Raw genomic sequence first — 21,065 nt, 5'->3', positions numbered from 1 at the left:
CATGACCGACGCACACTCCTGTACCGCCCCGCACCACCACGTCGAAGACGCGGCCGGTTTTGTCGCGGTGGTCGAACGGGTGTGCCGTGAGCGCGGATTGCGGCTGACCCCAATCCGCGCCAATGTGCTGCGGCTGATCGCCGAGGCCGGCAAACCGGTCAAGGCCTACGAACTGCTGGAATGGGTGCGTGAAGGCAAGGGTGTGGGCGCTGATGCCCCGCCCACGGTCTACCGCGCGCTGGACTTCCTGATGGCCAACGGTTTCGTGCACAAACTGTCGTCGGTCAACTCCTTCGTCGCCTGTCACCACCCGAGCAGCAACCAGCATTCGGTACCGTTCCTGATCTGCGACCGCTGCCATAGCGCAGTGGAGCTGGAAGACCGCGACATCGTTCGCCAGCTGGAAGCCCGCGCCAAGGAGCTGGGCTTCAAGCCGCAGGCGCAGACGCTGGAAGTACACGGCCTGTGCGCGAATTGCGCAGGCTGAGGCTCTAGCCCCTCTCCCTGCGGGGTGAGAGGGGCAGCTTGCGAACCATTGGTTCGCTGCCCATCGAACGCCCTTGCGCCAGCGCAAGGGCCGGGGTGCGGAGCAGGGGTTGGGGAGAGGGTGAAGCGCCCCGCGGAAATGATTTTTGTAGGAGCGGCGTAAGCCGCGAAGCCGATAGGCTTCGACCGCCCCGGCTACTTGGGTGTGGTCAATGCGCTATCGGCTTCGGGGTTTGCAGTGGCTTCGCGGCTTACGCCGCTCCCACAACAACCACATATCGCTCCTACGGCTTCGGCTTCGTCTCGTAAACCACCTCGCCATCCTTGATGGTCTGCAGCACCTTGATGGTGTGCAGCTGGCTGCGTTCGATGCTCAGCGGGTTGTCCGAGAGCAGCGCCAGGTCCGCACGCTTGCCGACTTCGAGCGAGCCCTTGCTGCTTTCCTCACCATACTGACGCGCGGCCCACAGGGTGATCGACTTCAGTGCGATCAATGGCGATACCCGTTGATCCGGTCCCAGTACGCGACCACTGCGGGTCACGCGGTTGACCGTCGCATCCAGCACCCGCATCGAATCGGGGAACACCACCGGTGCATCGTGGTGCGAGGTGAACACCATGCCCGCATCCAGTACCCATTGCGTGGGCGAGATGTTCTCGGCGCGCTCCGGGCCCAGCACTGAATCGCGGTGCCAATCACCCCAGTAATAGGTATGCATCGGGAACAGCGAGGGGAAAATGCCCAGGCGGCGCAGTTCGCCAACCTGGTCCTTGCGCAGGGTCTGGCCGTGGATCAGTACAGGGACGAGATGCTTGTCCGGGTATTTGGCTTCAGCGGCGGACACGGCATGGATCAGCTGATCAATGGCGGCATCGCCATTGGCATGCGCCAGCACCTGCCAGCCATGGCCCCAAGCCTGGGTGATGAGGTCATCGACCTTGGCGGTGGGGAAGGCGGGATAACCGGCATAGTCCGGCTTCTCGCCCTCAGGCACCTTGTAGTAGGGCTTGGTCAGCCAAGCGGTCTTGCCCTGCGGTGAGCCATCCAGGCTGATCTTCACCCCGCCGATGCGGAAGTGGTCGGTGTAGTTCAGGCCATAGTAGGGCCCCTGCATGGCCGGGTTCTGCAGCGCCACTTCGATATCCGGATAGGAGACCACGTCGATCTTGAGCTTGCCGGCCTTGGCCGCCATCGGCAGCAGCTGCAGGGTGCCGGCGTCGGTCTTGCCGTCCTGGGCGGTGGTGTAGCCGTATTTCATGTACAACGCCTGGCCGGCTTCAAGCATGGCCAAGGATTGTTCGAGAGTCATCGCCGGCATCAGCTTGGCCAGGGCGATGTTGTGCGCGCTTTCCTCAAGCACGCCGTCAGGCACATTGCTGCCGGGTTCGCGGCGGATCACGCCACCTGGTGGATTGGGCGTGTCGGCGGTGATCCCTGCCATTTCCAGCGCCTTGCTGTTGTAGGCGCCGAGATGACCGGACTGGTGCATCAGGATGACCGGGATGTCGGTGGCGATCGCGTCCAGATCCTGCCGGGTCGGATGCCGCTGCTCGACCAGCTGCGAATCGTCGTAGCCGAAGCCGATCAGCACCTTGTAGCCTTCGGGCGTGGTTGGGTGCGCGCGGAATTCGCGCATGATCTTCTGCAGTGCGGGTATCGAGTTGCCTTCGCCATCGGGCGCGGGCAGCAGGTTGGCTGATAGCGCCTGCAGGCCGACACCGGAGACATGGCCATGGGCATCGATGAAGCCTGGCGTCAGCGTATGACCCTGCAAGTCGATTTGCCGCGCCTGCGGACTGAAATGGAGCGCTGCCTTGCGAGTGCCGACAAAGGCGATGCGGCCGTCGCGCACGACGATGGCTTCTGCATCGGGGTGGCGGTCATCCACGGTGACGATGGGGCCGCCGGAATACAGTGTGTCTGCTGCGTTGGCAGAGGTGGCCGTGAGTGCGGCCAGGACGGAGAGCGCCAGAATCAGTTTCACCGAGGGTTCTCCCGGCTGTGGGCAGGGGTACAGCCTAACGCAATCGGGTGAAGGCTTTGCTTTCTCCCTTGCGCAGCAGGGGAGGGGTGGCTTATGGGCCATTCGCGTACTGTCAGCTTCGCGGCTTACGCCGCTTCCACAAGATGGTCGGTAACGCCGCTGCCGAGCATGGCCCGGCACTACCGCCGTTGCTCCCTCCCTTGCGCAGCAGGGGAGGGCTGGGGAGGGGTTGGCTTTGGGCCTTTCGCGTAGCGTCAGCTTCGCGGCTTATGCCGCTCCCACAAGATGGTCGGTAACGCCCTTGCCGAGCATGGCTCGGCACTACCGTTGGGCGGGCGCTGCGGCTGTGTCCACTTCCACCACCACCGACATGCCGGGGCGCAGGCGTGCGGCCAGTGGCTGGTCGGGGTCGATGGCAATCCGGATCGGCAGGCGCTGCACCACCTTGGTGAAGTTGCCGCTGGCATTGTCGGGCTTGAGCACCGAGAACTCCGAGCCGGTAGCCGGGGCGATCTGCTCGATGCGCCCGCGCAGCTTCTTGCCCTGGAAGGCATCCACGCTGAAGGTCGCCGGTTGGCCGATTGCCATGTTCCAGGTCTGGCCTTCCTTGTAGTTGGCTACCACCCACAGCGTGTCCGGGACCAGGAACAGCAGCTGGCTGCCCGCGGTAACGTACTGCCCGAGCCGAACGGTCGCTTCCGATACCTGGCCATCCCGCGGGGCCTTGATGACGGTGTTGTCGAGGTCGATTTTTGCCAGTTCCAGGGCGGCTTCAGCCATGGCGACCTTTGCCTCCAAGCCCTTGCGTGCCACTTCGGTGGAGGTGAGGGTTTCTTCGGCGATATGGATGGCCGCCTGTGATTGCGCCACGCCGGCAGTCGCTGCCTGCGCGGAGGCGCGCAGCTTGTCGCGGTCGCTGTTGGAAACCAGTTGCTGTGCGGCCAAAGCCTCATAGCGCTGCAACTCGGTGCGGCTGCGTTGCTGCTCGGCCTGCTGCGCCGAATGGTTGGCGCGTGCCGAGCTGATCTGCGCACGGTTCTGCGCCTGGCTCTGGTCGGAGTTGGCCAGCTGTGCGCGTGCATCTTCGAGAGAGGCCTGCGCTTGATCCACCTTCTGCCGGTAGATGCGCTCATCGATGCGCAGCAGCGGTTGGCCCTGTTTGACATGGTCGAAGTCGCTGACCAGCACCTCGGTGACATAGCCGTTGACCTGTGGTGCCAGCACGGTCACCTGACCGCGCACATAGGCATCGTCGGTGTGCATGAGCGTGCTGTTGAACGGCCACAACTGCCAGGCGCGCAGGATCAAGGTCAGTCCGATCAGGGCGACGATGATCATCAGTACCACCGCACGACGACTTGGACGGTTGTACTTGGATACCGGCGTCGGCGCCGGGGGTGGAGTGTTCTTTTCGGTCTTGTTGCTCATGATTCCGCTCGGTTGTCCTGGGCCACGGCGCGGTCACGCCGGATCACCTGTTTCACGCGGGGATTGCGCAGCGTCACTTCCAGCAGCAGCCAGCTCAGGAAGCAGATTGCGACCCAGCCACTGAAGGCGAATACATCGTTGAAGGCGCGTACATTGGCTTCGCGTTTGGCCGCTGCTGCCAAGGCGGCACTGGCCTGTGCCTTGAGTTGTACCGGGTCGGTGATGACGCGGGCGTAGGCTTGCTGCTGCAGTTGCAGGCGGCGCGCTACCTGTGGATCGGCGGGATTGAGCTGGCTGACCAGCGCGCTGGAATAGATGTGCTCGCGGTGCAACTGGAAACTGCTCAGGAAGGCCGAGCCGGCGAGGCTGCCGAAGCTCTGCGTCAACGACAGGATCACGATGAAGGACACGATATGGTCCAGCCCGCGCGCCATCGCCTGGCGTATGCCGATCAGCATCAAAGGGCCCATGAACATGCCGCTGCCCACCGCAGCCAAAAACTGGCTGAGGGCGAAATCCATCGGTCGGTCCATGCTGGTGCGGTGCTGGTCGAGGAAGGCGGCACTGCCGAGCAGGATGATCGACACCAACAACTGCGGAATCAGCGCCTTCGGCCCGAAGGTCAACGCACCGGCTGCAATGCCGACCAGTACGCCGATCAGAATGACTCCGAACAAGGGCGCCATCTGGTCTGGGCCCATGCCCAATGCACGCATCATCGAGATCATCCCGTAGGACTGCTCGTTGGTGAGGAAGCGGATCAGGAATGCGCCGACGATGAAGCGCAGCATCACCGGCCCCATCAGCCAGCGCACCTGCAGCAGCGGGTTGCGACGCTGGTGCTCGATGCACAGGCCGGTAGTGATCAGCACCACCGCCGCAGCCAATGCCCAGCCCAGCCACGGTGAATCGAACCACCAATGCAGATAGCCCTGGCTCAATACCACCACCAGCAGCGCCAGGCCGGGGGCGAGCAGGGCGAAGGTGAGGAAGTCGGTGCGTTCGAAAACCTTGATCTGGATGCCGGGCGGCAGCTTCAGCACCACCACCGCGGCAAACGAACACAGTGCCAGCCCGGCCTCGAACAGATACAGGTTCTGCCATTCGCCATGGTCGAGCAGGCTGGGTGACAGCAGCCACGCCAATGGCACGGCCAGCTGCGACAGGCCAACGCCGATCACCAGCAGGTTGCCGACGTATTTGCGCGGCAAGGCCTGCAGCATGTACAGCGTTCCCAGCGTGGTGCAGGCGGCACCGGCAAAGCCACTGCCGGCGCGTACCAGCAATGTCGTCGTGTTGTTGCCGACGAACAGGTGCAGCACGGCCAGCGCGGCGTAAGTGCCAAGGCCGATCTCGGCGAACAGGCGGATGCCGTATTCCTGGCGGAATTTGAACACCAGCAGGTTGGCGCTGACGTTGACCATCAGGTAGGCGGCCACCAGCCAGTTGGCCTCACTGGCCTGCAGGCCCATCTGACCGGTGATCAACGGCAGGTTGGCGCTGATCAGGGCATTGCCCAGCCCACCGGTGATCGCCACCAGTACCGCCACGGCGGCGTAGGCCGCACGCCGGTGCGGCGGATGCCAGGGCATCGAGGCTGAGCCGGGCAGGCTCGGCTTTTCGTGCTCTTCCCAGTCCGGAATCGGCTTGAGGGGTTTCATGTACGTTCCGTTGCAGCCTGCACGGACAGGCCGGGACGCAGCAATTCAATCGCACGTCGTGCGAGGGTGGCGCGATCTTCGACGGTGCGCCCGCGCAGGGCGGCACCGAGCATGCCGGAGATCAACGAGATATCCGACAGCTGCAGGTCAAGCCGGCACAGCCCGGCAGCCTTGGCACGCAGCAGGGCCGGTTCGGACAGGCCGAGAATGCGCTCGCGTGCGGCCTTGATCGTGGGCTCGTCCGGGTCTACTGCGCGCCAGTAATCGGCCAACGCAGGGGAGTGCACGATGCGCCTGGCCATGCCGATGATCAGCTCGAACAGGGCATCGTCGCGCTCACCCAGCTCTTGCAGGTGCGCTTCGATCTTTTCCACGGTCCGCTGCAGCAGGGCTTCGATCAGCGCGGTGCGGTCGGGGAAGTTGCGGTACAGCGTTGCCCGACCCACACCGGCGCGAGCCACCACCAGATCAAGCGGTGCGGTGATGCCGTGCTCGCCGAACACGGCGTCGGCCGCATCCAACAGCAAGGCACGACGCACGGCGGCATCGGAGCGAATGGAAGTCATGCCCATATGATCCGGACAAAAGTGTCCGGTTTCAATGGGCGACATGGAACGGGCCGTTGCGGCGGCCCGGTTCCGTTCAGCTCGTGGCGAGCTGGCGGCGCAGTGGTGCTTCGCGGATCGGCAGGTTGATCAGCGCTGCTGCAGCGGCCAATGCCATGTCCGCGTACCACATCCAGCTGTAGTCGCCGCCGTATTCCAGTGCCACGCCACCCAGCCAGGCACCGAAGAATGCGCCGATCTGGTGCGAGAACAGGGTCAGGCCAAACAAGGTGCCCATGTGGCGCGGACCGAACAGCTTGCCGACCAGTCCCGCGGTGGGCGGTACCGTCGCCAGCCAGGTGAAGCCCAGGGCGGCGGCGAATACATAGAAGGTCATCGGCGTCGGCGGCGAAGCCAGATAGACCGCGATCAGCACCGCACGGCTGAGGTACATCCAGAACAACAGCCACTTCATGCGGAAGCGTTCGCCAAGCGCACCGATGATCAGGCTGCCGGCAACATTGAACAGGCCGATCAGGGCAATCGACACCGAGGCCACGTTTGGCGACAAGCCGCATAGGGCGATTTCGCCAGGCAGGTGGGTGACCAGGAAGGCGATATGCACGCCGCAGGTGAAGAAGCCCAGGTGCAGGCACCAGTAGCTGCGGTCACGCAGGGCGCGCTGCAGTTGTGGGCGCAGGGCTTCGCCGTCGTCACTGGCTTCGTTGCGTGGCGCGCGCTTGCGCAGCGGCCAGGCCAATGGCAATGACAGCAGCACGATGAAGGCCAACGCATACAAGGCCTTGATCCAGCCGAAAGCACTGAGCAGCAGCTGCACCAGTGGTGCGAACAGGAATTGGCCGAGTGAGCCGCCGGCATTGATGATGCCGGCGGCCATGGAGCGCTTCTGCGCGGGGATGCGCCAGGCGGTTGCACCGATCAGCACCGAGAAACTGCCGGCACCGGCACCGGCTGCCAGCAGCAGGCCAAAGCTGAGGTTCAGCCCCCAGGCGCCGGGCAGCAGGGTTGCCGCGAGGAGGCCGATAGCCAGCAGCACGCCGCCGCCGACCAGTACCGGAAGCGGTCCACGCTGGTCGGCCATGGCACCGAAGAATGGCTGTACCGCACCCCATACGAATTGTCCGATCGCCAGCGAGAAGCTGATCTGGGCGATGCCGAGCCCGGTCGAAACATGGATGGGGTCGATCAACAGACCGCTGGTCTGGCGCACGCCCATGGTCACCATCAGGATGCTGGAGGCAGCGAGCAACAGCAGCCAGGGAGTGCGCGTGGGGGGCTGCGTGTTCATGCTGCTTGCTCCTGTTCCAGTGCCTGGGTGAGTGCTTCCAGCTGGTGGTTGAGATCTTCGATGCGCTTGCCGCCGAACAGTATTTCGACCTCCTGCTGGGCTTGCTGCCAGAGAGGAAAGGCCTTCTGCAGGCGGCGCTTGCCGGCGGCGGTGATGTGCAGCCGGCGCTGGCGGGAGTCCGCGCCGGGGGCGGAACTGAGCAGGCCCGCTTCGAGCAACGGCTTGAGGTTGCGGGTGAGGGTGGTGCGGTCCATGCCCAGCGCATCGGCGAGCTCGCCCAGTGGCCGCGGCTGACTGGAGCGGCGCAGGATGGAATAGGCGTTGAGGCTTAGATCAGCGGCGGCCAGATGGCGGTCATAGAGCTGGGAAACGCGGCGCGTGGCGCGGCGCAGCTGGAAGCAGGTGCAGGGGCTGGAGGTGTCCATCGGCTTGTGGGGCAGGGCGATGCGGTGGAGTTTATGTGTATATGCACGTAATTGCGAGGATTGGGTTGTGTGGTGCTGCTCTTGCTGTGATTTGGTTTTCCGGTTTGGCTCCGGCTCCGGTGTTGGCTTGGGTTTTGGTCTTGCTTTGGCTTCGGTTTCGACTTCAGCTTTGCTTTTGTCTTCCCTTCTCCCGCTTGCGGGGGAAGGTGCCCGCAGGGTGGATGGGGGGCTCTTGATCTGGCTTCGGCGATTTTTGAAGTGGTACCCGCACAAATCGCTCAGCGCAAAGAAAAACCACCTTGCGGTGGTTTTCATCTGTGCTCGGGTTGTGAGAGGGCGGCAGAAGCGAGGACAAGAGCAAATGCAAAGGCTTGCCCTCACCCCTGCCCCTCTCCCGCAGGCGGGAGAGGGGAAAGCAGGAGCCAAAGCAACGGCTCAAAGCAACGGCTCAAAGCAAAAGCTCAAAGCAAAAGCTCAAAGCAACAGCTCAAAGCAACAGCTCAAAGCAACAGCTCAAAGCAACAGCTCAAAGCAACAGCTCAAAGCAACAGCTCAAAGCAACAGCTCAAAGCAACAGCCAACCTCACTGCCGAGATCGAATGCTTAGAACCAGGCCCTGATACCAAACGCCACGCCACGCCCAGGCAGCGGTGAGTAATCCCGCAACAGCGAGGTATGCGGGCGTGCCTCACGATTGGTCAGGTTGCTGCCATCAAAGAACACTTCGTAGCTGTTGCTGCCATTGCGGTCCCAGCGATACGCAAGGTGTGCATCCACCAGCGTGTAACCGGCGCTGGGTTCTTCGTTCACAGCCACGTCCTTCTGGCTGCCGTAACGCACAGCGCCCAGCGAGGCGCGCCAGCCGCCCAGCGACCAATGCAGGTCCGCGCCAACACGGGCCGGTGCAATGCGCGGCAGGTAGCCGCCATTGGCCAGCTCGACGTTGTAGTTGTGCGCGTGATCGCCGTGCGGCACGGTGATGGCCACATTGCGGGTGCCGCTACCGTCCAGTTCCGCTTTCACGTAATCACCAAAAACGCGCAGGTCCCAGTCGCCCGCTACGTTTTCAAGCATGTGCCAGGTAGCTTCAGCCTCGGCGCCCTTGAAGGTGGCGTCGTTCTGCGTCCAGGTGCGCACCGGCAGACCGCCTTCGACCACGCCGGTGTCTGCCAGGTAGATGAAGTCCTTGAACTTGGTCTGGTAGATCGCAGCCTGCACGTCGATACGCTCGTTGTGCGCATGCAGGCCCAGCTCCATGCGCCGGCCACGCTCGGTGTCCATGTTGGCGTTGCCGATTTCCAGCGAGCGAGTGGCGATGTGGGCACCGGCGGCGTACAGCTCTTCGTTGGTCGGCGCACGTTCGGAGGCATCCACGCCAAAGCGCAGGTCGAAGGTGTCGTTCAGGGCCCAGATGCCGGAGGCCGAGAGGTTGGTGGCACCAAAGTTGCGGCTGCGCTGGGCGTCGTTCGGGTCGAGCTTGACCTGGTCATGGCGGGCGCCAAGCTCCAGTTTGAACGGGCCAAATTGCTTTTCCTGCAGCACGAACGCACCGATGGTGTCGGTGGTGGTGCCGGGGACGAAGGCTTCTTCGCCGATGGCGCCGAAGTCGCTGCTGCCAAACTGCAGGCCGAAGGCACCGTCCCAGCCGGCCAGCGGTTGCTGCACGGCTTCCAGTCGGCCCTCGAAGCCCTTGTTGGTGAAGCGGGTGGAAGGCGTGCCGGCTTCGAGCTCGGTGTGCTCGTAATCGGTGTAGCCGCCGTGCAGGGTCAGGCTCTTCAGGAAGGAGGTCGGGTTGTACAGGCCCCCCTTCAGTTCAAACCGGTTCTGCACCATGTCGATGCGCACGTCGTGCTCGCCGCCTTCTTCTTCTGCATGGTCATGGTCGTCATGGTCGTGACCGTGATCATCATCAGCATGGACGTGGGCGCCATTGGGAATGCCGTAGTTGCTGCGATAGGTACTCAGCGAAGCACCGAGGAAGGCCTTGTCACCCAGCCAGGTGGCGCCCACGCCACCGGCGCGGGTGCGGGTGGAGCTGTTCTCGAGGCGGCCACGCGGGCCGAGTTCACCTTCCAGATCAGCATGGTCATCGTGGCCGTCGGCATCGAGCGCATGCGGGTCGATTGCATAGCCGGGAATGCGATAGTCATCGCCGTTGCGTACCAGGCCATCGACATGCAGCACAACATTGCCGCCGCTGACGCCGTCCAGACGGAACATGCCGCTGCGTTCCTGGTTGACGGAGTTTCCACGCAGCTCGGCGCGGCCGCTGAGCGGGCGGTCGGGTACGTCGCTGGCGATGCGGCCGTCGACCACGTTCACTGCGCCACCGATCGCGCCGCTGCCGAACAGCAGGGTGGCTGGGCCTTTCAGCACTTCGATCTGGTCGGCCAGGAACGGCTCGATGCTCGATGCGTGGTCGGCGCTGACCGTGGAGGCATCCATGTTGCCGATGCCATTGGCCACCACGGCCACGCGCGGGCCTTCCTGGCCACGGATGATCGGGCGGCCCACGCCGGGACCGAAGAAGGTGCTCTGCACGCCAGGCAGTTTGGCGACGGTATCGCCGAGTGTGCCGGCCTTGTGTTCATCCAGATCGGTACCGGCCAGCACCTCGACCGGACGGGCCAAAGACTCGGCCGAACCCTGCAACGGCGAGGCAGTGACCTTTACCGCGGCCAGTTCGGTCAGATGATGGCTCTGCCCGGCGTCGTCATCGGCAGCACTGGCGACAGCGGGCAGGGCGGCAGCAAGGGCGAGGAACAGCAGGTGATGCTGGGTGCGACGGGGGAAGGGCATGAGGATTCCTTTGTTACTTTGTATCACTGGGGTGGCAGTCTGAACCGGAGGCGGCAGCGGGCTGACGCAGGCGGCTAGGGCGGGGAGGACAATAATGTTATATTATTCCATAACGTTCCGTCGCCCCTGCTGGAAGTCATGCCCACCCCACCTACTGGACTACGCAAGTTCCTCGATCGCTTTGGTGCGACCGGATCCCTGATCTGTGCGGTGCATTGCGCGTTGTTGCCGGCCTTGCTGGCGGTGGCGCCGGCACTGGGGCTGTCGTTCTGGCTCAGTGATGGGGTGGAAGCCAGCATCGTGATCTTCGTTACCGTGCTGGGTTTGTTCAGTCTTATCTGGGGGTATCTGCGCCATCGCGCGCTGATGGCCTTGCTGCTGTTGGTGCCGGGCCTGTTGTTGTTGTGGGCGGGGCTGCTGCATCCTGACCTGCATCATTCGCAGATTCCTCACGCCGTGGTGATGACCCTGGGCGGCGTGCTGGTGGGTCTGGCGCATGTGGCCAACCTGCGCTTGAACCACGTGCACATTCACGACGCCAGCTGCGCACATTGAGGGGCGCATGTTAGGCTTCCTGTCCATGCGCGAGGGCGCTTGTTGCGGCCTCGCCAAACCCGTGCATGCACGGGGTAACTGATTACAAACCAAGGAGTTGACGACATGGGTAAGGGTGACCGTAAGACCGCCAAGGGCAAGCGCTACAACGCCAGCTATGGCAATTCGCGCTCGCACGTGAGCAAGGTGGCCGTGGGTGCAGCTGCGCCGGTCGCCAAGAAGACCGTCGCCAAGGCTGCCGCCAAGAAGGCTGTCGCCAAGAAGACCGTCGCCAAGGCCGGCTGATCCAGCCAGGCAGTGGTTACAGAAAAGCGGCGCATTGCGCCGCTTTTTTTGTGCCTGCGATTTGTGCCTGCGATAAGTCCCGGTTGCGCTGCGCTTGGTCAGGCTACCCCTTGCCCGGACGTGCTCACTTCGATTGGCGTAGTGCCTGGTCCAGTGCGTGCGGGTCGCCATCGTTGGGCTGGGCGGGGATGCCGACCAGGCGGGTCAACAGCGGATAGACGTCGACGTTGTCAAAGGCGGTCAGCTGCTTGCCCTGCGCGAAGGCCGGGCCGCGCGCGACGAATACTGCCTGCATCGAGGGCAGCGCCGGGTCGTAGCCATGCGAACCGCGATCGCCCGGTGCGCGCTTTGCGATGCTGTCGCGGGGAAGTGCATCCCAGCCTTCCTGCATCTGGCAGACGATGGCCGGCACACGCGGATTGCTGCCGTAATGCCAGCGCGCCGGCAGTTGCGCCTTGTTCCAGCACTGGTAATGCGGGTGCTCGCCAAGCAGCGCTTTCTCCGCATCGGTCTGCTTGCCCGGCAGCGGTGCGAAGCCTACCGACTGGCCCACCGACACCACCTTGGCGATATCCGCCGACACCATGTCTTCGATGGCAACCGTGTTGCCGAACTTGACCGTGGCCATGCCGTGATCGGAAACGACAATCACGTTGGTTTGGTCGAGGATGCCGTCGCGGCGCATGCCGTCGAGCAGCTGGCCGATGGCGGTATCCACCTGTTGCAAGGCTGCCTTGTATTCCGGCGAATCCGGGCCGTGCTCATGCCCGGCCTTGTCCACCGGTTCCATATAGGTGGCAACAAAGCGTGGCTTGATCGCGTCCGGCGCGCCGTGCAGCCAGGCCAGGACCTGATTCATGCGCTCGGGCAGTGGCACACTTTCGTCGTACATGCGCCATTGGTTGGCTCGCAGTCCGCGCACCGGCGCTTCGCTGCCCGGCCAGGACCAGGTGGTACTCTTGAACCCCGCCTTGCGCACGCTGACCCAGATCGGCTCGCCGCCATCCCACCAGGCCGCGTTCTGTACGGCGGCGCGGTCGCTGACCTTGAAGTCGCCCAGCGCATCGGCACTCATCGCGTTGTGCACCAGCCCGTGATGGTCAGGACGCAGGCCGGTGACCAGGGTGTAGTGGTTGGGGAAGGTGAGTGCCGGGTAGGACGGACGCATGCCAATGCTGCGCACGCCCTCGCGGGCAAGTCGCATCAGGTTGGGAGTGTCTGCCTGGCTTAGCTTGTCCGCGCGCAGGCCGTCGATGGAAATCATCAGCAGGGTGGGCGGGACGTCCTTGCTGGCAACAGACGAGGGAGTGGTGGCGCAGGCGGCAAGCAGTGCGCAGGCCAGGGCAGTGGCCGAAATGCGTAGAAAAGTCATGCCGCAATGATAGGCCGGGCCGGTGACCGTACAAATACAACCTTGGCCGTGTTGTCAGTGGACGGGCTCAGTTCGCCCGGGTATGCAAAGCGCACCCGGGAACCCCGCACACTCAGGCAAACAGATCGGCCACCCGCGCGCCCTCGCTGGGCACACCCTCCAGTTTCAACAAAGCTGCCTTGGTCGGTAGCCCGCCACCGAAGCCGGTCAGTGTTCCGTTGTTGCCGATCACCCGATGGCAGGGCAGCACGATTGGCAATGGATTGCGCCCATTGGCGGCGCCCACCGCGCGGGTAGCGGTAGGCCGGCCGATGCGTTCGGCCAACTGTCGGTAGCTCCAGGTCGCGCCGAACGGGATCTGCGCCAGCGTGTGCCAGACCTGCAGCTGGAATTCGGTGCCCACCGGCGCCAGTTCCAGCTGGAATTGGTGGCGCTCACCGCGCAGGTATTCCAGCAGTTGGCGGCGGGGCTCAGCGATGGCATCCGGATCGCGTTGCCAATGTTCGCGCCCCTTGGCGTCGTGGCGGTTCTCTGCGAACAGGATGTGGCGTACGCCGACCTGGTCGACGGCGACGGTCAACGCGCCGATGGGGCTGTCGAAACGGTCGTAATAGAGGGTGTTCATGCGCTGGCCTCCGTAGCAGGCTTGGAATTCTTTCTCTCGGTTGGTACTGCCAGGTGCCACAGATGCAGCACCGCATAGGCACGCCATGGTCGCCAACGCTGGGAGCGGCGCTCGGTCTCGCGTTCACTCAGGCGCTGGCCTTCGCCCAGCACCTGCTGCAGCACCAGGTCGCCGGCAGGGAAGGCATCGGGAAGCCCCATCGCCCGCAGTGCCATGTAGTGTGCGGTCCATGGGCCGATACCGGGCAGGGCGGTGGCCTTCTGCACGAAGCTGTCCAGCGTTTGTGCGCGGCTGAAATCCAGTCTGCCTTCGGCGCAGGCGCGGGCGATTGCGCGCAGGGTGGCGGCGCGGGTACGCGGCAGACCGATGCTCTCCAGCGGTGCCTCGACCAGGATTGCCGGTGCCGGGAACTGTCGGTCCAGGCCTTCGGGCATGCCGGGCAGGTGCTCGCCGAAGCGATCGACCAGGCGCCGCGCCAGCGTGGTTGCCGCAGCGACGCTGACCTGCTGGCCCAGCACGGCGCGTGCGGCGACTTCAAAGCCGTCCCAGCCGCCGGGAATGCGCAGCCCCGGCCGCTCGGCGATGCCGCGCGCGAGCAGGGGTTCCTGGCCCAAGGTGGCATGGACGGTGCGCAGGTCGGCATCCAGGTCGAAGACGCGGCGCACCTTGGCGACGATGGCGGGAATCGCGCGTGGATCGGTGGTGCCCAGCTGCAGGCGCAGCTCCGGGCGCCTGGGGTCCGCGGTGACCCGGATCAGGCTGGCAACGCCATTGGCGACGACCACGCGTTGGTAGCTGCTTTCGTCGATGCATTCGATACCCGGCAGCGAGCGGCGGCGCAGGAAGGCCAGCATCAGCGGGAAGTCCAGCGGAGGTCGGTAGGCCAAGCGCAGCACCGGCTCACCGCCGGCGACCGCGCCGTGCTGCTTGCGCAGTGCGCTCGGCGGCATGCCGCAGCCTTCGAGGAAGGCGCTGTTGAAACGGCGCAGGCTGTTGAAGCCGGCGGCCAGTGCGACCTGGGTTACCGGCAGCGCGGTTTCGGTCAGCAGTTGCTTGGCCAGCAACAGACGGCGGGTGGTGTGCAGCTGCGCCGGCGTCGCGCCGAGCTTGGCGACGAACAGCCGTTGCAGCTGGCGCGCGCTGATTCCCATCGCCTCGGCCAGCGCGGTCGCCGGCTGCTCCTGCAGGATGCCTTCGTTGAGTAGGGCCAGTGCCTGATGCAGGGTGTAGTCCTGCAGCAGATTGGCGTCATCCGGCGATAGCTCGGGGCGGCAGCGCAGGCAGGGCCGGTAACCGGCGGCGCTGGCGGCTGCCGCGCTGGGGTAGTAGCTGACGTTCTCGGGCTTGGGGGGCGGTGCCGGGCACACCGGGCGGCAATAGATGCCGGTACTGCGCACGGCAGTGAAGAACAGGCCGTCAAAGCGCGCATCACGCGCCAGGCGGGCTTGTTCGCATTGCACATGGGCGGGCATCAGGAGGGTTTGCATGGCCCCAGTCTAGGCGCGGCCGGTGGCCGGTACTGGCCATTTTCGGACATCAATGCGTGTGACGCTGTGTTGATTCATCGGACGTTGCGGCAGGGTGGGTGTTGCGCACTAGACTGTCCACCTTCCTGGCGCGGCTGCGCCGTCGCTCGGACCTGATTGCTCTCCATGTTGCCCAAGTTCTGGTGGTCGCCGTTTTTGTGCGTCGGGCTGTTGGCCTGCAATCCGCAGACCGGCGAAAAAAAGCCCGTGGCCGACCCTGCTACCGCATTGGCCGCCGATGGCGACCACATGGTGTCGATCAACGCCGCCGATGCGCCGGCACCGCCGGCGCCGGTATTGCCGGCCAAGGACAAGCCCTGGCCCGAGCTGCTGTTGGAGAACGGCAAGGCCTGGGTCAGTTGTGGCACCGACTATGCCGGCGAAAACGGCGATGGCACCGAGCTGGCTGCGTTTGACCGCGCCAGCATGGATGCAGCCTTGGAGCCCTGCAAAGAGCGTGGTCTGCTGCGGGTGCGCTATGCCGGCAAGATCAATCCCTCGTTCGCAGCGATGGTGACGCGGCTGGCGGTAGTGGCTGACGCGATGAAGATCAGCCGGCGCATCCTGGATCTGGATTCCAGTGGCGGTCAGGTGGAAGCAGCCATCGTTGCCGGTGACAGCATCGGCGAGTCTGGCTGGACCATCTGGGTGCGCGAAGGCTCGGTCTGCCACAGCGCCTGCGTGTTCGTGCTGGCGGCCGGTGACAATCGGCTGATCTCGGGCAAGGTTGGCATCCACCGCATGATGCGGATCAGCTCCAGCGCCAGTTCGCGCGCGGAGTTGAACAAGGAGCTGCACGAGGTCTACGACAACGTGAAGGACTACCTGCAGCGCAACGGCGTGGCGGTGGGCGTGGCCGACCTGATGATGACCGTGCCCAACCGCAGCCTGCGGGTGCTGACCAGCGAAGAGCTCAAGCAGTACGGTCTGGACGGCACCAATGCCGTGCAGGATGACCTGGAGCGGATCAAGCAGATGCGCAAGTGTGGCGATGACTTCGTACGCCGCAAGGATTCGTTCCTGATCGCCTTTGACCGTGAGTGCAAGGTTGCTGGTGCCGATCTGGAAGCGGTCAACCATTGTGGCCAGGCGTTGAAGGAGCAGTTCGGTTTTCCCGATGAGGTCTGCCCGGAGGAAAGCCCGTTGTCGGAAATCGATACCGCCATGCTCGAGCCAATGCCCACCGCCATCCCGACCGGCGCTGCCGAGGCGGTGGTGGCGCCGGCAGCCGCAGCCGCAGCCGTGCCAACTGTCAGCGCGCAGGTGAGTGCTTCCGGTACACGAAAGTGAACAAATGAAAGGGTGCGGAAGGCTGCAAACCGTGATTGGATTGGCATTCCGTTCAACAGAAAGCGTCATGGAGAGAGCTATGCGACCCAGTTGTTTGTTGATGGTGTTGTCCTTGGCCGTGCCGGCCACAAGCGCTTTCGCGCAGACGCCAGCTGCGGCCCCGGCCCCGGCCCGGGCCACGCCCCCTGCCGCAGCTGCACCCGCGCCGCCAGCGGCGGCACGGCCGACACCAGCGCTCAGTGCAGCACAGCAGGCGCAGGTGGCAAAGCAGGATGCGGAGATGACTGCAGCTGCGCAGCGGGTGGCGCAGTTGGTGGACAACCAGCAGGCGGGTTCGGTCTGGGACGGTGCTTCGGCAGTGGCGCGCAGGGCGGTGACCCGTGATGTATTCGCCAACAACGTCAATGCGGATCGCGCCAAGCTGGGCGCACTGGTATCGCGTGGCAAGCCGTCGATCACCCGCGTGCAATACCCGGCCGGTGCGTCGGTGCCTGAAGGCATCTACTTGAACGTCAGCTTCCCGACCCGCTTTGCCAACAATGCCCAGCCGGTGCGCGAGCTGGTCTCGTTCCGTCTGGATGAGGACAAGGTGTGGCGCGCCTCCGGCTATAGCGTGCGCGCGGCCTCGGCCAACTAAGCGCGATCACATCGTAGGCATCGCACATGGGCGCCGCAGGGCGCCCGTTGTGTTTGTGTGCTTGGTGTTGCATGGCTGATCTGGATCAATGAATCCTTACGCAGGCCTGCTTAGGCTGCCGGCGGTAGGCATAACGGAGTGGCATATGCGCAAGGTGGATGTGGTGGTGGTGGGAGCCGGTCCGGCCGGTTTGAGTCTGGCTCGCAGCTTGGCCGGCAGCGGTCTCTCGCTGGCGCTGATCGAGCCGCAAGCGCTGTCGGCGCTGGCCGAGCCAGCTTTCGACGGCCGCGAGATCGCGTTGACCCATGCCTCGCGGCAGATCATGCGCAGCATGGGCCTGTGGCAGCGCATCGATCCGGCCGAGATCTCGCCATTGCGCAGTGCCAAGGTGATGAATGGCAGCTCGCCGTTTGCGCTTGGTTTTGCCGCGCATGGCGAGGGCGTCGATGAGCTTGGCTGGCTGATCCCCAATCACCTGATCCGGCGTGCCGCGTGGGAAGCGGTGCAAGGCCAGGCCGGGCTGGATCTGTTGGATGGCCGCTCGGTGACCGCAATCGATGCCGGTGAGGCATGCAGCACGGTCAGTTTGAGTGATGGCAGTCAGCTGGCTGCGCGGTTGGTGATTGCTGCCGACAGCCGCTTCTCCGCGACCCGGCGGATGATGGGGATTGGTGCGCAGATGCGCGACTTCGGCAAATCCATGCTGGTCTGCCGGATGCAGTGCGAGCGTCCACATGAGCACGCGGCCTGGGAATGGTTCGGCTACGAGCGGACCTTGGCGATGCTGCCGTTGCCGGGCAACCAGGCCTCGGCGGTGATCACCATGCCGCCACTGCAGCTGCAGCAGTTGCTGGCACTGGATGAAGCTGACTTTGGCCGTACCGTCAGCGGCTTCTTCGAGCATCGCCTGGGCGCGATGACCCCGGTGGGGACGCGCCATGCCTATCCGCTGGTGGGGGTGTATGCGCATCGTTTCGTCGGCAGGCGCTATGCCTTGATCGGCGATGCAGCGGTCGGCATGCATCCGGTTACCGCGCACGGCTTCAATTTTGGGCTGCACAGCCAACAACGGCTGGCGCGGTTGTTGCTGGATGCGGTTCGTGGCGGTGGCGATATCGGCGCTGACGGCCTGCTGGCCAGCTACCAGCGCGGCCACCGGTTGGCAACGCGGCCGCTATACGAAGCCACCAATGCCATTGCCGGGCTCTACAACGACAGCCGGCTGCCGGCACGCCTGCTGCGCGGCGCGGCCTTGCGGGCCGCGCAGGGCGTAGCTCCGTTCAGGAAGCTGATCGCCGGGCATCTGACCCAGGCGCGCGCCTAGCGGGCCCTTCGGGCAGGTAGGTGGGGCTGGCTTGTGGGAGCGGCGTAAGCCGCGAAGCCGGTGGCGGCGGGTATCGGGTGCTGACAGGCTGCCAGCTTCGCGGCTTGCGCCGCCCCCCAAACGCTGCAGCGCTGATGGGGCGCGGGGAAGACCCCTGCCGAGCATGGCTCGGCACTACATCACTCGTCTTCGTCTTCGTCGTCTTCTTCGGCGCGGTTCGGGTCCGGATCGGCGAGGACGTTGATCAGGACATCGCCCAGGGCTACCTGCTGGCCGCCGCGGATCTTGCAGGCTTTGCGCAGCTCCACCACGCCATCCACGGTGACCTGGCCGTCGGCAATGATCATTTTTGCCTCGCCGCCGCTGGTGACCAGATCGGCCAGTTTCAGCAACTGCTTCAGTTCCACGTAATCGCGGTCAAGTTCAAATTCGATGGTCTGCATGGTGTTCACGGATAAAAACGAGTGCTATTGTGCGCCATCGGCGACCCGTGCGGGTGCTCCAACAGGGGCCACGCGGCGGCCGGTTGTGTTCGTAAGCTGAACGCAAATCTAGCCATGCGCGACAGCTGAGCTGTTTAGAGCGCACAATATGCGTCTTTTCGCCCGCCCGTTCGCGGCGGTGCCCCCGGAGTTACCATGTCCCAAGATACCCCCGCGCCGCTGCTGTTTGCAGATCTCGGCCTATCCGAGCCTGTGATGAAGGCAGTGGCCGAAGTCGGTTACGAGACCCCGTCGCCGATCCAGGCTGCCACCATTCCGGCAATGCTGGAAGGCCGCGACGTGCTCGGCCAGGCGCAGACCGGCACCGGCAAGACCGGCGCCTTCGCGCTGCCGGTGCTGTCCAACATCAATCTTTCCGCCACCAAGCCGCAGGTCCTGGTGCTGGCCCCGACCCGCGAGCTGGCCATCCAGGTTGCCGAGGCATTCCAGACCTATTCGGCGTCGATGCCGGGCTTCCGCGTGCTGCCGGTGTACGGCGGCCAGCCGTATGCGCAGCAGCTGCAGGCCCTGCGCCGCGGCGTGCACGTGGTGGTTGGCACCCCGGGCCGGGTGATCGATCATCTTGATCGCGGCACCCTGGACCTGTCCGAGCTGAAGACGCTGGTGCTGGACGAAGCCGACGAAATGCTGCGCATGGGCTTCATCGACGACGTCGAAGCGGTGCTCAAGAAGCTGCCGGAAAGCCGTCAGGTCGCGCTGTTCTCGGCAACCATGCCGCAGCAGATCCGCCGCATCGCGCAGACCTACCTGCGTGAGCCGGTGGAAGTGACCATCGCCTCCAAGACCACCACCTCGGCCAATATCCGCCAGCGTTACTGGTGGGTGGCTGGCATGCACAAGCTGGATGCGCTGACCCGCATCCTGGAAGTCGAGCCGTTCGACGCGATGATCATCTTCGCGCGTACCAAGGCCGGCACCGAGGAGCTTGCCAGCAAGCTGCAGGCGCGCGGCCTGGCCGCTGCCGCCATCAATGGCGACATGCAGCAGGCCCAGCGTGAGCGCACCATCGCCATGCTGAAGGAAGGCAAGCTCGACATCCTGGTTGCCACTGACGTGGCTGCCCGTGGTCTGGACGTGGAGCGCATCAGCCATGTGCTGAACTACGACATCCCGTACGACACCGAAAGCTATGTACACCGTATCGGTCGTACCGGCCGTGCCGGCCGCAGCGGTGAGGCGATCCTGTTCGTCACCCCGCGTGAGAAGGGCATGCTGCGCCAGATCGAGCGCGCTACCCGCCAGCCGATCGAGGAAATGCAGCTGCCGACCGTGGATGCGGTCAACGACCACCGCGTCACCAAGTTCATGGATCGCATCAGCCAGGCCCTGGCTGCCGGCGACATGGATTTCTACCGTGACCTGCTGCAGCGCTACGAAGGCGAGCACAACGTGCCGGCCATCGATATCGCTGCTGCGCTGGCCAAGCTGCTGCAGGGGGATTCGCCGTTCCTGCTGACCCCGCCGGTGCGTGAGCGCCGCGAGCAGTCGTTCGAGCGTAGCGAGCGTCCGGCCCGTGATGGCGGTTTCCATCGTCGTGACGAGCGTGGTGACCGTGGCGATCGCCCGGCCCGTTTCGAGCCGCGTTTCGAGCGTGCCCCGCGTCACGACGACGGCGAGCGCGCACCGCGTCCGCCGCGTGGCGAGGGTGATTTCGAGTCGCGTCCGCGTCGCGAAATGCCGCCGCGCAGTGCGCCGGAATTCGGCATGGAGACCTACCGCATTGAAGTAGGTCACACCCATGGCGTGAAGCCGGCCAACATCGTTGGCGCCATCGCCAACGAAGCTGGCCTGGAAAGTCGCTTCATCGGCCGCATCGACATCCACGACGGTCACTCTGTGCTGGATCTGCCGGCCGATATGCCGTCCGACGTGCTGCAGCACCTGAAGAAGGTGTGGGTGTCGGGCCAGCAGTTGCAGATGCGCAAGGTTGAGGCGGGTGAGGACCATGGTGCCGCTGCGCCGTCGTTCAAGCCGCGCTTCGACAAGGGCGACGGCAAGCCGGGTGGCCCGCGTCCGGGTGGCCCGCGCGGCCCACGTCCGGGCGGCCCGGGTGGTTCGCGTCCGGGTGGCTTCAAGCCGCGCGGCCCGCGCAACTACTGATCCAGTCAGCCCAAAAGCGTGACCAGACAACCCCGGTAAAGCCGGGGTTGTCTGTTTTTGACCGCTTGCCGGCCTGCCTGGACAGGATGCGGTGGCAAGTTCAAGCCGCGACCGCCTTCACGTACTGCTTGCGTCAGGTTATTGCGATAATGCTGCTTATCCGCGTCGGAGAACGCGAGAGGGAAGCTCATGGCAGAAGGGGGAGGGGCA

General features: G+C 64.7%; 19 protein-coding genes. 8 read left to right on the top strand and 11 right to left on the bottom strand.

Going from position 1 to position 21,065, the window contains the following annotated elements; genetic code table 11:
- Position 1 precedes the first annotated feature (1 nt).
- Entirely contained in the window at positions 2–487 is a 486-nt protein-coding gene (locus ACVOL0_RS06495; protein WP_282266682.1) for a Fur family transcriptional regulator, read from the top strand.
- 283 nt (positions 488–770) lie between these two features.
- Here ACVOL0_RS06495 and ACVOL0_RS06490 read toward each other — a convergent pair whose 3' ends face one another.
- From ACVOL0_RS06490 to ACVOL0_RS06465, 6 genes are all read right to left on the bottom strand, one after another.
- Positions 771–2,471 carry an amidohydrolase gene (locus ACVOL0_RS06490; protein WP_481548410.1) on the bottom strand — a complete coding sequence of 567 codons (1,701 nt, stop codon included), beginning with the start codon at positions 2,469–2,471 and terminating at the stop codon, positions 771–773.
- Positions 2,472–2,792: 321 nt separating this feature from the next.
- A complete protein-coding gene (locus ACVOL0_RS06485) occupies positions 2,793–3,899 on the bottom strand; it encodes an HlyD family secretion protein (RefSeq protein WP_481548409.1) in 1,107 nt (368 codons plus the stop codon).
- The gene (locus ACVOL0_RS06480; RefSeq protein ID WP_481548408.1) at positions 3,896–5,560 is read right to left on the bottom strand and encodes an MFS transporter; all 1,665 of its coding nucleotides are present in this window, start codon (positions 5,558–5,560) and stop codon (positions 3,896–3,898) included. Before ACVOL0_RS06480 ends, ACVOL0_RS06485 begins: the two co-directional genes overlap by 4 nt.
- The gene (locus tag ACVOL0_RS06475; RefSeq protein WP_481533599.1) at positions 5,557–6,126 is read right to left on the bottom strand and encodes a TetR/AcrR family transcriptional regulator; all 570 of its coding nucleotides are present in this window, start codon (positions 6,124–6,126) and stop codon (positions 5,557–5,559) included. The genes ACVOL0_RS06480 and ACVOL0_RS06475 overlap by 4 nt, the downstream gene beginning before the upstream one ends.
- Positions 6,127–6,202: 76 nt before the next feature.
- Positions 6,203–7,414, bottom strand: a complete 1,212-nt coding sequence (locus ACVOL0_RS06470; protein WP_481548407.1) for an MFS transporter — start codon at positions 7,412–7,414, stop codon at positions 6,203–6,205.
- Positions 7,411–8,154 (bottom strand): MarR family winged helix-turn-helix transcriptional regulator, encoded by a 744-nt coding sequence (locus tag ACVOL0_RS06465; protein ID WP_481548406.1) that lies wholly within the window; start codon positions 8,152–8,154, stop codon positions 7,411–7,413. Before ACVOL0_RS06465 ends, ACVOL0_RS06470 begins: the two co-directional genes overlap by 4 nt.
- Positions 8,155–8,200: 46 nt before the next feature.
- Between ACVOL0_RS06465 and ACVOL0_RS06460 the strand changes: the two genes are divergently transcribed.
- Positions 8,201–8,446 (top strand): hypothetical protein, encoded by a 246-nt coding sequence (locus ACVOL0_RS06460; protein ID WP_481548405.1) that lies wholly within the window; start codon positions 8,201–8,203, stop codon positions 8,444–8,446.
- Here the strand turns inward: ACVOL0_RS06460 and ACVOL0_RS06455 are convergent.
- Positions 8,443–10,638 (bottom strand): TonB-dependent receptor, encoded by a 2,196-nt coding sequence (locus ACVOL0_RS06455; protein ID WP_481548404.1) that lies wholly within the window; start codon positions 10,636–10,638, stop codon positions 8,443–8,445. The genes ACVOL0_RS06460 and ACVOL0_RS06455 overlap by 4 nt on opposite strands.
- A gap of 138 nt (positions 10,639–10,776) precedes the next feature.
- Here ACVOL0_RS06455 and ACVOL0_RS06450 point away from each other — a divergent pair, with 138 nt between their 5' ends.
- Together ACVOL0_RS06450 and ACVOL0_RS06445 are read left to right on the top strand one after the other, a co-directional pair.
- On the top strand, positions 10,777–11,193 hold the full coding sequence (locus tag ACVOL0_RS06450) for a MerC domain-containing protein (protein WP_481548403.1): 417 nt from the start codon (positions 10,777–10,779) through the stop codon (positions 11,191–11,193).
- A 105-nt stretch (positions 11,194–11,298) separates the two neighbouring features.
- A complete protein-coding gene (locus tag ACVOL0_RS06445; RefSeq protein ID WP_481511164.1) occupies positions 11,299–11,478 on the top strand; it encodes a 30S ribosomal protein THX in 180 nt (59 codons plus the stop codon).
- Positions 11,479–11,602: 124 nt separating this feature from the next.
- Here ACVOL0_RS06445 and ACVOL0_RS06440 read toward each other — a convergent pair whose 3' ends face one another.
- From ACVOL0_RS06440 to ACVOL0_RS06430, 3 genes are all read right to left on the bottom strand, one after another.
- Entirely contained in the window at positions 11,603–12,850 is a 1,248-nt protein-coding gene (locus ACVOL0_RS06440; RefSeq protein WP_481548402.1) for an alkaline phosphatase family protein, read from the bottom strand.
- 112 nt (positions 12,851–12,962) lie between these two features.
- Positions 12,963–13,475: a methylated-DNA--[protein]-cysteine S-methyltransferase gene (locus ACVOL0_RS06435; RefSeq protein ID WP_481548401.1), complete on the bottom strand. Its 513-nt coding sequence runs from the start codon at positions 13,473–13,475 to the stop codon at positions 12,963–12,965.
- The gene (locus ACVOL0_RS06430) at positions 13,472–14,962 is read right to left on the bottom strand and encodes a DNA-3-methyladenine glycosylase 2 family protein (RefSeq protein ID WP_481548400.1); all 1,491 of its coding nucleotides are present in this window, start codon (positions 14,960–14,962) and stop codon (positions 13,472–13,474) included. The genes ACVOL0_RS06435 and ACVOL0_RS06430 overlap by 4 nt, the downstream gene beginning before the upstream one ends.
- A gap of 165 nt (positions 14,963–15,127) precedes the next feature.
- Here ACVOL0_RS06430 and ACVOL0_RS06425 point away from each other — a divergent pair, with 165 nt between their 5' ends.
- From ACVOL0_RS06425 to ubiM, 3 genes are all read left to right on the top strand, one after another.
- Positions 15,128–16,291 carry a COG3904 family protein gene (locus ACVOL0_RS06425; protein ID WP_481548399.1) on the top strand — a complete coding sequence of 388 codons (1,164 nt, stop codon included), beginning with the start codon at positions 15,128–15,130 and terminating at the stop codon, positions 16,289–16,291.
- 79 nt (positions 16,292–16,370) lie between these two features.
- Positions 16,371–16,928 carry a DUF4019 domain-containing protein gene (locus tag ACVOL0_RS06420; protein WP_481548398.1) on the top strand — a complete coding sequence of 186 codons (558 nt, stop codon included), beginning with the start codon at positions 16,371–16,373 and terminating at the stop codon, positions 16,926–16,928.
- A 145-nt stretch (positions 16,929–17,073) separates the two neighbouring features.
- The gene (gene ubiM / locus ACVOL0_RS06415) at positions 17,074–18,252 is read left to right on the top strand and encodes a 5-demethoxyubiquinol-8 5-hydroxylase UbiM (RefSeq protein WP_481548428.1); all 1,179 of its coding nucleotides are present in this window, start codon (positions 17,074–17,076) and stop codon (positions 18,250–18,252) included.
- 179 nt (positions 18,253–18,431) lie between these two features.
- Here ubiM and ACVOL0_RS06410 read toward each other — a convergent pair whose 3' ends face one another.
- A complete protein-coding gene (locus ACVOL0_RS06410) occupies positions 18,432–18,695 on the bottom strand; it encodes an RNA-binding S4 domain-containing protein (RefSeq protein ID WP_282266712.1) in 264 nt (87 codons plus the stop codon).
- 195 nt (positions 18,696–18,890) lie between these two features.
- Here ACVOL0_RS06410 and ACVOL0_RS06405 point away from each other — a divergent pair, with 195 nt between their 5' ends.
- Positions 18,891–20,855, top strand: a complete 1,965-nt coding sequence (locus tag ACVOL0_RS06405) for a DEAD/DEAH box helicase (protein ID WP_481548397.1) — start codon at positions 18,891–18,893, stop codon at positions 20,853–20,855.
- Positions 20,856–21,065: the final 210 nt, after the last annotated feature.

It is taken from the genome of Stenotrophomonas sp. STEN021 (genome assembly GCF_056760175.1).
This window is presented reverse-complemented; position numbering and strand designations above follow the sequence as displayed.